Consider the following 15,148-nt stretch of genomic DNA (forward strand, 5'->3'; position numbering starts at 1 on the left):
GCATGAGCGAAACCTCGCCGCTGATCGCGTTTTCGCATGTCGCCAAGAGTTTCAACGGCGGCCACGTCAAGGCCGTGGACGATCTATCACTCGGTGTCGCCGCGGGCGAATTTCTCGCCATCGTCGGCGGCTCCGGCTCCGGCAAGACTACGCTGCTGCGACTCGCCAACCGGCTGATCGATCCCGACGCAGGCACCGTCACCGTTGCAGGGGAGGACATCGCCGGCGTCGATCCGATCGGGCTGCGCCGCCGGATCGGCTATGTGTTCCAGAACGGCGGCCTATTTCCGCATATGAGCATCGCCGGCAACATCGGCATCACCCCGCGCCTGCTCGGGGCGCCGAAGTCCGAAATCGCCGCGCGGGTCGACGAACTGCTCGATCTGGTGCAGCTTGACCGCGCGCAGTACCGCGACCGCTTCCCGCACGAATTGTCCGGCGGCCAGCGCCAGCGCGTCGGCGTGGCGCGGGCGCTCGCCGCGAAGCCGCACATCGTCTTGATGGACGAGCCCTTCGGCGCGCTCGATCCGATGACGCGCGACGCCCTCGGCAACGACTACCGCGCGCTGCACGCCAAGCTCGGCCTTACCACCGTGATGATTACCCACGACATGACGGAAGCGCTGCTGCTTGCAGATCGCGTTGCCGTCATGCGCGAAGGCCGCCTGCTGGCCCTGGGCACGGCGGCGGAATTATCCCGGTGCGACGATCCTTATGTCGGCGAGCTGCTGGGGACGCCGCGCCGCCAGGCCGAACGGCTTCGGGCGGCGCTATCGCAGAACAGCACGCTATGAGCCTGCTTTCCGACCCGCTCTGGAGTGAAGCGCTCGGTCACCTGCCCGATTATCTCGGCAATCACGTCCGCGTCAGCGTCACCGCGCTGCTGCTGGGACTTGCCGCCAGCTTTCCGCTGGCACTGATCGCGCGCACCCGGCCAGTGATGCGCTCCGTGCTGCTTGGTCTTGCCAGCATCGTGCAGACGGTGCCGGGACTGGCGCTGCTGGCGCTGTTCTATCCGCTGCTCCTGGCGCTCGCGGCATTGACGCTGAGATGGTTCGGCGTCGGCTTCTCCGCGTTCGGATTTCTGCCGGCAGTGCTGGCGCTCGCGCTGTATTCGATGCTTCCGGTGCTGCGCAACACCGTCACCGGCCTGCAAGGGATCGATCCTGCACTGACCGAAGCCGCGCAAGGCGTCGGCATGACAGCGCGACAGTCCCTCCTCCTGGTCGAACTGCCGCTGGCATTGCCGATTATCATGGCGGGAATCCGCACTGCGGCAGTCTGGGTGATCGGCACCGCGACGCTCTCCACGCCGATCGGTCAGACCAGCCTCGGCAACTACATCTTCGCCGGGTTGCAAACCCAGAACTGGGTGTTCGTGCTGTTCGGCTGCATCGCGGCGGCGGCCCTCGCGCTGGTTGTGGATCAGTTGCTGGCCCTGATCGAATCCGGCTTGCGAGTACGCAGTCGCGTCCGCGTGGTGGCCGGCCTTGTCGGTATTGCGGCCCTGATCGCGGCCACATTAGCGCCCTCGCTCACCCGAACCAAATCGACTTACATCGTTGGCGCCAAGACCTTCACCGAGCAATACGTGCTCGCGGAGCTGATCTCGCAGCGACTTCAGGCAGCCGGGCTCTCCGCCACCGCGCGTGAGGGTCTCGGCTCTAACGTGATCTTCGAGGCGCTGACAAATCGCGACATCGACGTTTATGTCGATTATTCAGGCACGCTGTGGGCCAACCAGTTCCACAACACGGGTATTGTTCCGCGCGAAAAATTGCTCGCCGGGATCAAGGCGACGCTGGCGCGGAAAAACATCACCCTGCTCGGCGAACTCGGCTTCGAGAATGCCTACGCGCTGGTGATGCCCAAAACACGCGCCAACGCGCTGAACATTCATTCGATCGCCGACCTCGCCACGCGCGCAAGCGCGATGTCGATCGCCGGCGACTACGAATTCTTTGCCCGGCCGGAATGGGTGGCCCTGAAGAAGGCTTATGGATTGTCGTTCCGCGAGCAGCGGCAGATGCAGGCGGATTTCATGTACGCCGCCGTCGCCTCCGGTGAGATCGACGTGATCGCGGGCTACACCAGCGACGGCCTGATCGCCAAGTACGGCCTGACCGTGCTCGACGATTCCCGTCACGCCATTCCGCCCTATGACGCGATCGTGCTACTGGCGCCCCGGCGGGCTAATGACGCAAAGCTGCGCGCCGCACTCCAGCCTCTGCTTGGAAAAATCGACATCAGCCTCATGCGCGAGGCTAACCTGCGTGCCAGCGGAAACGACGCGGACAGTTCGCCGGCAACGGTCGCGCGCTGGCTACGTGAGAAGATCAACGAGAAATAAGGTGACGCCACACGGCGCCTCGCAGCGCCGCACCGCCTCTTTCCCTTCCCCCTGAGCGCGACAAATTGCCACCATACAGAACAAAACAGCAAATCCCGTGACATCCATTGTCGGTGATTTCAGATACCGACATTGGCGCGAGCTGATTTTCTTCGCACGAGTGCGAAGTGGCAACCGGCACTGAATGGTCTGCTTGTCGGAGTACCGAGCCAAAAGTCTTATGCGGGTGGCGTCCCATTCAGGATTAGACTGGGTTCCGCGCCTTCGCCCCCGCATGGATGGGGAGGAGGCAGCGGTAGCTCGCGGCACCGAACGCCGTTGGAGCTTTCCTCGGGTGATTCGAAGCTCGCCCTAGGTTCAGGCGCTGCTGACGCACTTGCCGAGTCCAGATGTCACACGTGTTAAACGTCGCGCATAGACCTCGGACCGCGAGAAAATAAAGCACAGAGAAAGGGGGAGCTATGTCTTGAATCAGTAGGAGGAACACATGGCTATTCAAGTCCCTAAGGATTTCCGCCGCGTGATCGTTGCCGCGTCGGTGGGAAACGTCATCGAATGGTACGACTTCTATATCTTCGGGAGTTTGGCCGCGGTTCTGTCGGTCAAGTTCTTTGAACAATCCCACCCGGTCGCAGCTCTGCTGAGTACGATCGCGCTGTTCACGGCCGGATTTCTGATCCGTCCACTGGGAGCGTTTCTCTTCGGATGGATGGGCGATAGGATCGGCCGCAAGTACACGTTCCTTCTTACGCTCAGCGGAATGGGGCTAGGCACGGGTGCAATCGGATTGATCCCGACCTACGACTCGATCGGTCTAACCGCTGCGTTTCTGCTCTTCGGCTTGCGGATGATCCAGGGCCTGTGCCTGGGCGGTGAGTATGGCGGCGCCATCACCTACGTCGCCGAGCATGTGCCGGACCGAAGCCGCGGCTACTACACCGGCTGGCTGCAGACCTCTCCGACTCTGGGGATCGTGGTGTCATTGGCCGTAATCATCGCGACGCGCACATATTTTGGTAATCAAGCATTCGACGAATGGGCATGGCGCGTCCCGTTCCTGGTATCCTTCCTGCTGGTAGCGATCGCAATCTACATCCGGCTCCAACTCCAGGAGACGCCGATTTTCGCGGAGATCAAGGCAAGGGGCCAGACGACCAAAAATCCGTGGAAGGAAGCCTTCCTCAGTTCCAATGCCAAATACGTCGGGATCGCCACCATCGTGCTGATCGGGCAAGGAGTGGTCTGGTACAGCGGCCAGTTCTGGGCGTTATACTTCCTGCAGCAGGTTTCCAAAGTGGACGCGTTGACCTCGGCCTACATCGTCGGAGCCGCGCTGCTCATTGCGGCGCCGAGCTTGATCTTTTTCGGCTGGCTCTCCGACGTCATCGGCCGCAAGCCGGTGATCCTGGGAGGCATGCTGCTCGCCGCGATCACCTACTATCCGCTGTATTCATGGCTGGGAGCGGTCACGCAACCTGGCAACATCAACTATCCGATAGCGGTCTTCATCATCTTCATCTTGGTTTGCTATGTCGGGATGGTGTATGGGCCGGTCGGAGCGTTCCTGGCGGAATATTTCCCCGGCAGGATTCGGTACACGTCGGTATCGGTACCCTACCATATCGGTAACGGCTGGGGCGGCGGATTAGTGCCGTTCATCACCTCGGCTGCCTTCGCGGCCACCGGCAGCATCGGTTACGCGCTGATCTATCCGATCGCAGTTCCTGCAGTGTGCTTCGTGCTTGCCCTTTTCCTGATGCCGGAAACGCGCAAGATCAGTATCTGGGAGCCGATAGAACCTCGACCCGCATCGTAACAAGGTTACCGTAACACGCTCGCCAATGTGCGGGGCCGCTAGGCCCCGTACATCTTTCCCGGCTGAAAGAGCAAACTAGTTCTTCGTCTTGTCGACCATTGCGCTCTTCTTGATCCATGGCATCATGTCGCGAAGCTTGGCTCCGACCTGCTCGATCGGATGCTCGGCGAGCCGGGCGCGCGTCGCCTTGAACGAGGTCTGGTTGACCTTGTTCTCCAGCATCCAGTCGCGGGCGAACTTGCCGGACTGGATATCGTCGAGCACGCGCTTCATCTCCTTCTTGGTCTCCGCGGTCACGATGCGCGGACCGGTGACATATTCGCCGTATTCGGCGGTGTTGGAGATCGAATAGTTCATGTTGGCGATGCCGCCTTCATAGATCAGGTCAACGATCAGCTTCACCTCGTGCAGGCACTCGAAGTAGGCCATCTCGGGCGCGTAGCCGGCTTCCACCAGCGTCTCGAAGCCGTTCTTGATCAGCTCGACGAGCCCGCCGCAGAGCACCGCCTGCTCGCCGAACAGGTCGGTCTCGCACTCTTCCCTGAAAGTGGTCTCGATGATGCCGGCGCGGCCGCCGCCGACTGCGGAAGCATAGCTGAGGCCAAGGTCATGGGCGTTGCCCGACGAATCCTTGGCCACCGCGATCAGGCAGGGTACGCCGCCGCCGCGCTGATATTCCGCACGCACGGTGTGGCCGGGGCCCTTCGGCGCGATCATCAGTACGTCAAGATCGGCGCGCGGATCGAGCAGGTTGAAATGCACGTTGAGGCCATGCGCGAAGATCAGCGCCGCGCCCTTCTTCATGTTGTCGTGCAGATGCTCGCGGTAGATGTCGCCCTGCAACTCGTCGGGCGTCAGCATCATCACGACATCGCCCCACTTCGCAGCCTCGGCGACTTCCATCACCTTGAAGCCTGCGCCCTCGGCTTTCTTGGCGGAGGCGGAACCCTTGCGCAGCGCGATCGCGACCTCCTTGACGCCGGAGTCCTTCAGGTTCAGCGCATGAGCGTGACCCTGGCTGCCATAACCGACGATGACCACCTTCTTGCCCTTGATGAGGTTCAGGTCGGCGTCACGATCGTAATAAACACGCATGGTCGTTCCTCAATTTGCGGCCATAATCGGCCAGATAACATTTGCGGATGGCGCGAGCGCGCGGCCCGGAAGAATTGCTAGTGGAGTGAATTTGACATTCGCTACCCACTATCCGGCAAACCTGGAAGCGAATGTCAAATTGAAAACTCCACTAGAAACCTAATATTAGCTAGTGGTCCTTTTGATTCTAACAATTGCAAGAACTCCCGGCGCAACGGGATGCAAATGTTAGAATCGGACCACTAGTGTCCCGAATCCGAAGTTCGCCCACCTTTGCGAGAGCACCGACTTGCGAACGTCGGATTCGAAAGGACACTAGCCGATCTATAGTTTTCAGTGCGGTTTCGGTTCAGAAGTTCTCTTGCAGACCTTGCGGCACAATTGAAGAGAACTTCTGAACCACCACACTGCCTGGTTTTTAGGGCGATGGCTGCCGGGAAACAAGCCCGCAGCGGCGTCTCGAGACACTCCGACATCAACGTCGTCCGACCGAGGAACGACAAGGCTGCATTGGGGGCTCGCCGACGCCAGGCTTGCGGCAGAGATAGGTACCGTGCAGCGGCGCGTGATAGTCCGCCGACACCAGCGTGAAGCCGACGTCCGTCAGCATCCGCTCGATCACCCAGCCGAAAGTCGAATGCTCGTCCCGCATGTGGATCACGACATCGTCGCGGGGAAAGTCATGGTTTTTGGTGTTGAACTCCGCCCACTGCTCGACGGTACGCTCGGCGTCATCCGGAGCGCTGACGAACACGATGTCGCGCAGGAACAGCCGGCCACCCGGCTTAATAACGCGGAACATCCGCGACAGCGCCACCGCCTTCCAGAAGTCTGGCAGGTGATGCAGTGTGAACTCACTGACCACCAGATCGAACGATGCGGGAGCAAGAGCGAAGCTGAGCAGGCCGGCCGATTGCGTCCTGATCGCGACCTTGCTGTCGCGCGCCTGATTTTCGGCCAGTGCCAGCGCCGCCGGCGCGATATCGACCGCATCGACCTGCGCGCCCATCCTGGCGGCTTCGCAAGCAAGCATGCCGGTGCCGCAACCGATATCGGCGATCCGCCAGCCGGGCTGCACGCCGATTTTAGTGAGCGTTGCGCGGGCGCGGCTGCCGCTGTCGTCGTGATCATAGATTGCGGAGCGCGCAGCGACGAGCGCATCCAGTCCGATCCGCCCGCGTTCGCTGTAGAACCAGTCGCGCGCCAACATGACCTTACATCTCCTTCGGTCCGCGTCCGATCGCCGCGACGCCGGTTCGCGACACCTCCACAAGGCCGATCGGCCGCATCAGGTCGACAAACTGATTGATCTTCGAGGTGCCGCCCGTGATTTCAAACACGAAGCTTTCGTTGGTGGCATCGACCACGCGAGCGCGAAACACCTCCGCAAGCCGCATCGCCTCGATGCGCTGGTCGCCCGCCCCCTTGACCTTGACCATCGCCAGTTCGCGCTCGATGGACTTGCCGGTCAGCGTCATGTCCACGACCTGATAAACCGGGATCATGCGGTCAAGCTGATGCTTGATCTGCTGGATCACCATCGGGGTGCCTGTGGTGACGATGGTGATGCGGGAGACGTGCTTCTGGCTTTCGGTCTCGGAAACCGTGAGGCTTTCGATGTTGTAGCCGCGGCCCGAGAAAAGCCCGATCACCCGCGCCAACACGCCCGGCTCGTTAGCGACCAGAACCGACAGCGTGTGCGTCTCGTTCGGATCGTGGCGCTCTTCGAGAAAGTAGGCGGAAGCGGGCTGGCTCATTGCAGTCATCTCGCGTTTGACATCTCGTTTGACGTTGCTCCTCCCTCTCCGCATTTGCGGGAGAGCGAGGAAAGAACTCACACCAACGCCTTGCCGCCGGCGAAGGCGGCTGCGGTCGCATCATCATTGGCTTCCGCCGGCAACAGCATTTCGTTGTGCGCCTTGCCAGATGGAATCATCGGGAAGCAGTTTTCCAACGCGGCGACGCGGCAATCGAACAGCACCGGCTTTTTCACCGAAATCATCTCCCTGATCGCGCCGTCGAGATCATCCGGCTTCGTCGCCCGCAGGCCGACGCAGCCGAAAGCATCGGCGAGCTTGACGAAATCCGGCAGCGCTTCGGAATACGAGTGCGACAACCGGTTGCCATGCAGCAACTGCTGCCACTGCCGCACCATGCCCATGTATTGGTTGTTGAGGATGAAGATCTTGATCGGAAGCTCGTGCTGAACGGCCGTCGACATTTCCTGCATCGTCATCTGCACCGAAGCATCGCCGGCAATGTCAATGACAAGGCTATCGCGATGCGCCACCTGCACGCCGAGAGCGGCCGGCAGGCCGTAGCCCATGGTGCCGAGCCCGCCCGAGGTCATCAAGCGGTGCGGCTCCTCGAAACCGAAAAATTGCGCCGCCCACATCTGATGCTGGCCGACTTCGGTGGTGATGTAGGTGTCGTGCCCGCGCGTCGCCTCGAACAGGCGCTGGATCGCAAACTGCGGCAGGATCACATCGTTGTTCTTCTTGTAGGCCAGCGAGTTGCGCGCGCGCCAGCGTCCGATCTCGAACCACCACGGATCGATCTTCGGCGTCTTGCCTTCTGCTTTGAATGCCTGCAACAGGTCAGTCATTACGCTGCCGGCATCGCCGATGATCGGCACATCGACGCGGATGTTCTTGTTGATCGACGAGGGATCGATATCGATGTGAATCTTCTTCGATCCCGGCGAGAACGCGTCGGTGCGGCCCGTAATGCGGTCGTCGAAGCGCGCGCCAATGCAAAGCATGACGTCGCAATCATGCATCGCCATGTTGGCCTCATAGGTGCCGTGCATGCCGAGCATACCGAGCCAGTTCTTGCCGGAGGCAGGGTAGGCGCCAAGTCCCATCAGGGTTGATGTGACTGGAAAGCCGGTGGCTTCGACCAGCGCGCGCAACGTCTTCGACGCATCGCGGCCTGCATTGATAATTCCGCCACCCGTGTAAATCACGGGCCGCTTGGCATTCGCCAGCAGTGTGACAGCCTTGCGGATCTGTCCGGCATCGCCCTTGGTCTGCGGCTTGTATGAAACGTGGACGTCGGTCTTGCGCGGCGGGTGATAGGTGCCGGTGGCGAACTGCACGTCCTTGGGCACATCGACGACAACGGGTCCGGGGCGGCCGGTGGTCGCGACATAGAACGCCTCGTGCAGCACCTTGGCGAGATCGTTGACGTCGCGCACCAGCCAGTTGTGCTTGGTGCAGGGCCTGGTGATGCCGACGGTGTCGCATTCCTGGAACGCGTCGTTCCCGATCAGGTGCGTCGGCACCTGTCCGGTGATGCAGACCAGCGGGATCGAGTCCATCAGCGCATCGGTCAGCGGCGTCACCATGTTGGTGGCCCCCGGCCCCGAGGTCACCAGCACCACGCCCGGCTTGCCGGTGGAACGGGCATAGCCTTCGGCCGCGTGACCCGCGCCCTGCTCGTGTCTCACCAGGATATGCTCGATCTCACTCTGCTGGAAAATGTCGTCATAGATCGGAAGCACCGCGCCGCCCGGATAGCCGAAAATGTGCTTCACGCCGTGATCAACGAGGGCGCGCACGATCATGGCCGCACCGGTCATCTGATGGGTGTCGTGGCGTTTGCTTTCGCTCATGATCGGCTCCGGATTGGCGCGGACTTCTGGTCGTGATCGCCCGCGTCGCAGAAATAAAAAAGGGCCTCTGAAGGGCCCCGGGCACACCGCCTTGATCGAACGGCCTCAGCCGTCCCGGGCGGCGCTCCTGGGTACGACGATAACAAGTACCGGCTTGGTAACAAAATTGCGCATTTTATCGCCAGACTTCCCAAAGGTTGCGCGGGTTATAAATGCCGGATTCGCCGCCGTCAACCGTGTTTCGGTGCAAATATGTCGACCACAGGCGTTTAGCGAGGGGAAAACTGATCCGTCATTGCGGGCTCGCGACAACCCATGCTTCCGCTTCCTCCGGCCTCACCCATACGAACTCCGGCAACTGGTGGCGGAACCATGTGAACTGCCGCTTGGCGTAGTGGCGAGTGTCGGCGCGTCCAATCTCGGCCGCCTGCTCCAGGGACATCTCGCCGCGCAAATGCCGCATCAGCGCCGGCACGCCATGCGCCTTCATCGCTGGCAGCAGCGGGTCGAGGCGCCGTTCGGTGAGCGCCGCGACCTCTTCCAGCGCGCCGGCTGCGAGCATCGTACCGAAGCGAGCATCGATCCGCGCGTAGAGCGTTTCACGATCCGGAGCAAGGAAGACCGCCCTCACCCGCCCAGGCGGCAGCAGCGGCGGCAGGCCATCACGATGCCAGTCGGTTAAGGAGCGGCCGGTCGCCTCGACGACCTCTAGCGCACGGGCGATGCGGGCCCGATCTCGCGGTTTCAGACGTTCCGCAGTTACGGGATCGCGCTGCGCGAGAACGGCGTGCAGCGCCTCCGGCCCATCGCGTTCGAGTCGCGCGCGAACGGCGTCGCGCACTTCGGATGGAATCGGCGGCACCGCCGACAGGCCTCGCGTCAGCGCCTTGAAGTAAAGGCCGGAGCCGCCGGCGAAGATCGGCAGCCGGTTTTGCGCGCGCGCTTCCTCAAGGGCTTTCGCGGCATCGCCGACCCACATCCCGGCAGAGCAGTTTACGCACGCATCAACATGACCGTAGAGCCAGTGTGGCACCCGCGCTTCCTCGTCCGGCGTCGGGCGCGCCGTGATAACGCGGAGATCACGATAGACTTGCATGGAGTCGGCATTGATGATGATGCCGCCGGTCCGTTCGGCAAGCGAAAGCGCCAGCGCAGACTTGCCGCTCGCGGTCGGCCCTGCAATAAGCACGGCATCCGTCGCCAGCCCGTTTGCTCCGCCAAGGTCCTCCCCGCTCATGTCGCTCGTCGCCACGCTGATCTGTAATCCGGTTAATCCCGCGCTCGATAGTACGGTGCTGGACGGGGCGCGCGCAATTCTTGGCAATGCGGGTTCGGCGCACTGGCTGTGGGATGAGGTCGCGGCTGACATTCCCTTCGAAAGCGATGAGCCCATTCCGACCATCATGCAACGCCTGCGCAAGGCGCGCGGCGACCTGCCGATCGATGTGGTGGTGCAGCCGCAGCTCGACCGCCGCAAGAAGCTGTTCCTGGCTGACATGGACTCCACCATGATCGGCCAGGAATGCATCGACGAACTCGCAGATTTTGCCGGCCTCAAGGCGCATGTAGCCGCGATCACCGAGCGCGCCATGCGCGGCGAAATGCAATTTGAAGCCGCACTGCGCGAGCGCGTGGCGTTGCTGAAGGGACTTCCCGTCACCGTTGTCGACGACGTACTGGCAAAACGCATCACGCCGACGCCGGGAGGCCGCGAACTGGTGATGACCATGCGCGCCAACGGCGCCTACACCTGCCTGATCTCCGGCGGCTTCACGCTCTTCACCAAGGAGGTGGCCGCCATGATCGGCTTCCAGGAAAATCGCGGCAACACGCTGCTGGTCGAAGACGGAAAATTATCGGGCAAGGCCGCCGAACCGATCATTGGCCGCGAGGCAAAACTTGCGACCCTGATCGAACTGCGCGAGGCCTTCGATCTCGACAATCTGGATACACTGGCGGTCGGCGACGGCGCCAACGACCTCGGCATGATCCAGAACGCAGGCCTCGGCGTCGCCTATCACGCCAAGCCGACGGTTGCCGCAGCGGCAGCCGCGCGAATCGATTATGGCGACCTCACCGCGCTGCTGTATGCGCAAGGGTATCGGCGCGACGAGTTTGTGAGCGCTTAGCTTCGAGCCAAATCCGGCGGAAAAATCAATTCCGGATCGCCGCTCATGCGGCGTCCGGAATGACGACAGATGGAAGTCGCGCCCTACTTCAGGCTCAGCGCCACGAACCGCAGTTCGCCGGCGCCGTTCGAAACCATCAGCAGCACCGCCTTTTTGCCGTCCTTTTTCAGCTGATCGACGCGCTTGCGGATATCGGAAGCGCTGCTCACGGCTTCCTGCGCCACCTCGACGATGACGTCGCCGGCGCTGAGCCGCTTCTCGGCAGCGTCGGAATCCGCTTCCACATCGGTGATGATGACGCCTTTGACGCTGTCCTTGATCTTGTAGCGCGTTCGCAGATCCTTGCTTAGCGCTGCGAGATCGAGACCGAGTGCCTTCTGCGTTACGGGCTTGTCGTCGCCGTCGGGCTTGGTCTTGATTGAGGCGGGCGTGGCCTTGTCGCTGTCGTCAAGCCGCCCCAGCGTCACCTTCTTGGTCTCTTCCTTGCCCTTACGGATGATCACGATATTGACGGTCTTGCCCACGGCGGTGTCGGCCACCATGCGCGACAGATCCTTGGGCTCCTTGATGTCCTTTCCGTCGAAGGAGATGACGACGTCGCCCGGTTCGATGCCGGCGGGCTTGGCCGGTCCCTTGTCCTCGACCCCGGCGACCAGCGCTCCGCGCGTCGGTTTGATATTGAGACTGTCGGCGATTTCGTCTGTGACCTGCTGAATGCGGACACCGAGCCAGCCGCGCCGCAGCTCACCGAACTGTCGCAATTGATCGACAACGCCGGCAACCGTTTTCGACGGCACCGCGAAGCCGATGCCGATCGAGCCGCCTGACGGCGAGATGATCAGCGTGTTGACCCCCACGACCTCGCCGTCGAGGTTGAATAGCGGGCCACCAGAATTGCCGCGGTTGATGGCGGCGTCGGTCTGGATGTAGCTGTCATAGGGGCCGTTGTTGATGTCGCGGTTGCGCGCCGAGACGATGCCGGCGGTAACGGAGCCGCCGAGGCTGAACGGATTGCCGATGGCGATCACCCACTCGCCGAGCCGCAACTTGTCAGAATCGCCGAACTTGACGGCGGTCAGCGTATGCGGCGGCTTGAACTTCAGCACGGCAAGATCGGTTTTCTTGTCGACGCCGACGAGTTCGGCTTTGATCTTGGTGCCGTCATTCAGAATGACGTTGATCTCGTCGGAATCAGCGATGACGTGATTGTTGGTGACGACAATTCCGGCGGGATCGACGATGAATCCCGAGCCGAGCGAGTTGGTCTTGTGCGGTTGCAGACCGCCATCCTTGCCGCCGCGGCGGTTCTTGAAGAAATCGTCGAAAAACTCCTCGAATGGCGAGCCGGGCGGCAGTTGCGGGATCGCCCGACGACCCTCACTACCGCCGTTCTTGGCTTCAACCGTCTGAGTCGTCGAGATATTGACCACCGCATCGATCACCTTTTCCGCGACGTCAGCAATGCCGTCGGGACCGCGAGCGAGAGCCGGCGCGGATATCAGGACACTCGCGGCGCTGAGGCAAAGCGCGGCCAGCAGGGACCGCCGGCGAAGGCTCAACGCGGGGAACGCTCCGGTCATGTTTCGAATCTCTCCTGGGGAAGCATATTGCTGGGCGTACAGTGCGCCCGAACGCCGTAGCTGCGCAAGCAGCGGAAACGGCGTTCGCCGGCCACCAGCGGTTTCGATTACGGCAAAAAGCTGGCGCTGCCTTCACGTTACCGTTGCCACCGGCAGCGGCTAGTGCCTGACCAACCAGATCAGGATCAGTCCAGCGATCGCCGAACCGATGCCGATCATCCGCAGAACGTGTTCCGGCGCTGCCAGCGCGCTTTTCATGGCCCGCCGCGTCCAATCCGGCGCTGCCGCGAACAGGATGCCTTCGAGCATGAAAAGAATACCAAGACCGATCAGGAAATCAGCGAAGGCAATGGAACCCATCGAACGGCGTCTCCCCCGGCATCGTAATGTTTCCGGTTTACGGCTTCGGCGCCGAAGGCCTGCCGCCCGGATGCCCAAAGAAACGGAAGAAGTCGGAATCGGGCCTCAGCAGGAAGCGCGTGTCGCTGCCCTTCAATCCGTTCTGGTAGGCGGTCATTGACCGGTAGAACGCAAAGAATTCCGGAGCCTTGTTGTACGCCTCAGCAAACAGCCGGTTGCGCTCGCCATCGCCCTGGCCGCGGATCTGCTCGGCCGCGGAATTGGCCTCGGCCACGATCACGGTCGCTTCGCGATCAGCCTTGGCCCGGATCTCCTGCGCTTTCTGACCACCCTGAGCGCGGAACTCGGCGGCTTCGCGTTGTCGCTCAGTCTGCATGCGCTGATACACCGCCTGGCTGTTCTGATCCGGCAGATCGGCTCGCCGAATCCGGACATCGACGACCGAGATGCCGTATCCGCTGGCCTCCTTGTCGAGCTGATCGCGAATGCGGCCCATCAGTTGTTCGCGCTCATCCCGCACGACCTGGATGAAGGTTACCTCGCCCAGAACCCGGCGCAGCGACGCATTGAGCAGCGTCGTCAACTGAATATTGGCTGCCTGGACGCTGCCCACGCTTTGGTAGAACCGCAGCGCATCCTTGATTCGATAGCGCGCGAACGCATCGACAACGAGCCGTTTCTGATCCGATGCAATGACTTCCTGCGACGCCTGCTCGAGGTCCAGAATTCGTTTGTCGATCGCGATCACGGAATCAACGAACGGCGCCTTGAAATGCAATCCCGGCTCCGTGACGACACGCACCGGTTCGCCTAACCGCACCAGCAGCACCTGCTCGGTCTGGTTCACCGTGAAAACGGCGCTGTATGCCACCACCAGCAAGGCCAGACCAACCAGGAGCCCGGCAATCCCTAAAACTCCGATTTTCATCGGGCGCTCCCGTTCGTCTTGGCTGGCTGGTTCGCGGTCGCGGAGCCGCCGCGCTGCGATGTCAATTCGTTCAGCGGCAGGTAAGGCACAATACCCGGCGAAGACGATGAACCCGGATCGTACACAAGCTTGTCGGCGCCCCCGAGCACCTTTTCCATGGTCTCCAGGTAGATACGCTCACGCGTCACCTCAGGCGACGCCTTGTAGGCTTCATAAACCTGCAGGAACCGGGAACTCTGACCCTTGGCTTCGGCGACGGCCTGTCCCTTGTAGCCTTCAGCATCCTGCACGATCTGCGACCCCCGTCCACGCGCATCGGGAATGACGCGATTGGCATAAGTCTGGGCTTCGTTCTGCAGTCGCTCAAGGTCGGCGCGCGCCGCCTGCACGTCGCGGAATGAATCGATGACCTGAGTCGGTGGGTCGACCTTCTGCATTTGCACCTGCTGGATCAGAACGCCGGCGCCGTACTGGTCCAGCGTCTTCTGCATCAGATCCTGCACCGAGATTTCAATTTTGGTTCGCTCGGACGTCAGAATCGGTTGAATATCTGAGCGCCCGACCAGCTCGCGCATCGAGCTTTCGGCCACAGCTTTGACGGTACCTTCCGGATTCTGGATATTGAACAGGAAGTCGCCGACCCCATCCGGCTTGATCCGCCACAACACGGTGAAATCGACGTCGACGATGTTTTCGTCGCCGGTCAGCATCAGGCTTTCCTCAGGCACATCGCGCATCGTGCTGGTGTTCCGCGCCGGGTCCTGCGCCAGCGTCAAACCGATATTGAGGGTCGAGACGCGCAGCGCCTTTGGCAGCAACACCGACTCGATCGGATACGGCAGGTGATAGTTGAGGCCCGGCTGCACGGTCCGCACGTGCTTGCCGAAGCGCAGCACCACGCCGAGTTCTTCCGACTGCACCCGGAAGAAACCGGACATGCCCCAGATCACAATCGCACCGATCAGTATCAGCATGATGCCCATGCCGCTCAGATGTCCGCCGGGCAACAATTGCTTGATGCGTTCCTGGGCCCGGCGCAGCAGATCCTCCAGATCGGGAGGCTTCGGTCCCCCCGCCGGCTGCGGGCCGGATCCCCATGGTCCTTTTGGACCAGAGCCCCACGGACCTCCGCTTTGATTCTTCCACGGCATCGACACTCTCCTCCGCGCGGATCCGGGCTTCGCAACCCCCAGCCTCGCTCTGTCTGTTCGACCTTATAGGGGACGCTCACGACCCTTACAACGCGGCTTGTTGGCTGCAAGGAGCTATATCCGAAC

General features: G+C 61.8%; 13 protein-coding genes. 4 read left to right on the plus strand and 9 right to left on the minus strand.

The window, feature by feature from the left end:
• The first annotated feature begins 2 nt into the window (after window positions 1-2).
• The 3 genes from ACSZOQ_RS11050 to ACSZOQ_RS11060 all read left to right on the plus strand — a co-directional run bounded on the left by ACSZOQ_RS11050 (window position 3) and on the right by ACSZOQ_RS11060 (window position 4,166).
• On the plus strand, window positions 3-794 hold the full coding sequence (locus tag ACSZOQ_RS11050; protein ID WP_439922581.1) for an ATP-binding cassette domain-containing protein: 792 nt from the start codon (window positions 3-5) through the stop codon (window positions 792-794).
• A complete protein-coding gene (locus tag ACSZOQ_RS11055) occupies window positions 791-2,350 on the plus strand; it encodes an ABC transporter permease/substrate-binding protein (protein ID WP_439922582.1) in 1,560 nt (519 codons plus the stop codon). The genes ACSZOQ_RS11050 and ACSZOQ_RS11055 overlap by 4 nt, the downstream gene beginning before the upstream one ends.
• 487 nt (window positions 2,351-2,837) lie before the next feature.
• A complete protein-coding gene (locus ACSZOQ_RS11060; protein ID WP_439922583.1) occupies window positions 2,838-4,166 on the plus strand; it encodes an MFS transporter in 1,329 nt (442 codons plus the stop codon).
• 75 nt (window positions 4,167-4,241) lie between these two features.
• Here ACSZOQ_RS11060 and ilvC read toward each other — a convergent pair whose 3' ends face one another.
• The 5 genes from ilvC to miaA form a co-directional block, all read right to left on the minus strand.
• Window positions 4,242-5,261, minus strand: a complete 1,020-nt coding sequence (ilvC, locus tag ACSZOQ_RS11065) for a ketol-acid reductoisomerase (RefSeq protein WP_439922584.1) — start codon at window positions 5,259-5,261, stop codon at window positions 4,242-4,244.
• 475 nt (window positions 5,262-5,736) lie between these two features.
• Entirely contained in the window at window positions 5,737-6,471 is a 735-nt protein-coding gene (locus tag ACSZOQ_RS11070) for a class I SAM-dependent methyltransferase (protein ID WP_439922585.1), read from the minus strand.
• A gap of 4 nt (window positions 6,472-6,475) precedes the next feature.
• A complete protein-coding gene (gene ilvN / locus ACSZOQ_RS11075; RefSeq protein ID WP_439922586.1) occupies window positions 6,476-7,018 on the minus strand; it encodes an acetolactate synthase small subunit in 543 nt (180 codons plus the stop codon).
• A gap of 77 nt (window positions 7,019-7,095) precedes the next feature.
• On the minus strand, window positions 7,096-8,874 hold the full coding sequence (locus tag ACSZOQ_RS11080; RefSeq protein WP_439922587.1) for an acetolactate synthase 3 large subunit: 1,779 nt from the start codon (window positions 8,872-8,874) through the stop codon (window positions 7,096-7,098).
• A 292-nt stretch (window positions 8,875-9,166) separates the two neighbouring features.
• Window positions 9,167-10,111 carry a tRNA (adenosine(37)-N6)-dimethylallyltransferase MiaA gene (gene miaA, locus ACSZOQ_RS11085; protein WP_439922588.1) on the minus strand — a complete coding sequence of 315 codons (945 nt, stop codon included), beginning with the start codon at window positions 10,109-10,111 and terminating at the stop codon, window positions 9,167-9,169.
• On the opposite strand from miaA, the gene serB reads away from it, so the two are divergent.
• Window positions 10,110-11,003 (plus strand): phosphoserine phosphatase SerB, encoded by an 894-nt coding sequence (gene serB, locus ACSZOQ_RS11090; RefSeq protein ID WP_439922589.1) that lies wholly within the window; start codon window positions 10,110-10,112, stop codon window positions 11,001-11,003. The genes miaA and serB overlap by 2 nt on opposite strands.
• Window positions 11,004-11,086: 83 nt before the next feature.
• On the opposite strand, the gene ACSZOQ_RS11095 is transcribed toward serB, so the two are convergent.
• From ACSZOQ_RS11095 to hflK, 4 genes are all read right to left on the minus strand, one after another.
• Window positions 11,087-12,583 carry a Do family serine endopeptidase gene (locus ACSZOQ_RS11095; RefSeq protein WP_439922590.1) on the minus strand — a complete coding sequence of 499 codons (1,497 nt, stop codon included), beginning with the start codon at window positions 12,581-12,583 and terminating at the stop codon, window positions 11,087-11,089.
• Window positions 12,584-12,742: 159 nt separating this feature from the next.
• On the minus strand, window positions 12,743-12,943 hold the full coding sequence (locus ACSZOQ_RS11100; RefSeq protein WP_439922591.1) for a DUF2065 domain-containing protein: 201 nt from the start codon (window positions 12,941-12,943) through the stop codon (window positions 12,743-12,745).
• Between the two features lie 37 nt (window positions 12,944-12,980).
• Window positions 12,981-13,871: a protease modulator HflC gene (hflC, locus tag ACSZOQ_RS11105; protein WP_439922592.1), complete on the minus strand. Its 891-nt coding sequence runs from the start codon at window positions 13,869-13,871 to the stop codon at window positions 12,981-12,983.
• On the minus strand, window positions 13,868-15,022 hold the full coding sequence (gene hflK, locus ACSZOQ_RS11110; protein WP_439922593.1) for an FtsH protease activity modulator HflK: 1,155 nt from the start codon (window positions 15,020-15,022) through the stop codon (window positions 13,868-13,870). Before hflK ends, hflC begins: the two co-directional genes overlap by 4 nt.
• Between the last annotated feature and the right edge of the window lie 126 nt (window positions 15,023-15,148).

The sequence above is a fragment of the Nitrobacter sp. JJSN genome (assembly GCF_051912485.1).
Taxonomy (GTDB): Bacteria; Pseudomonadota; Alphaproteobacteria; order Rhizobiales; family Xanthobacteraceae; genus Nitrobacter.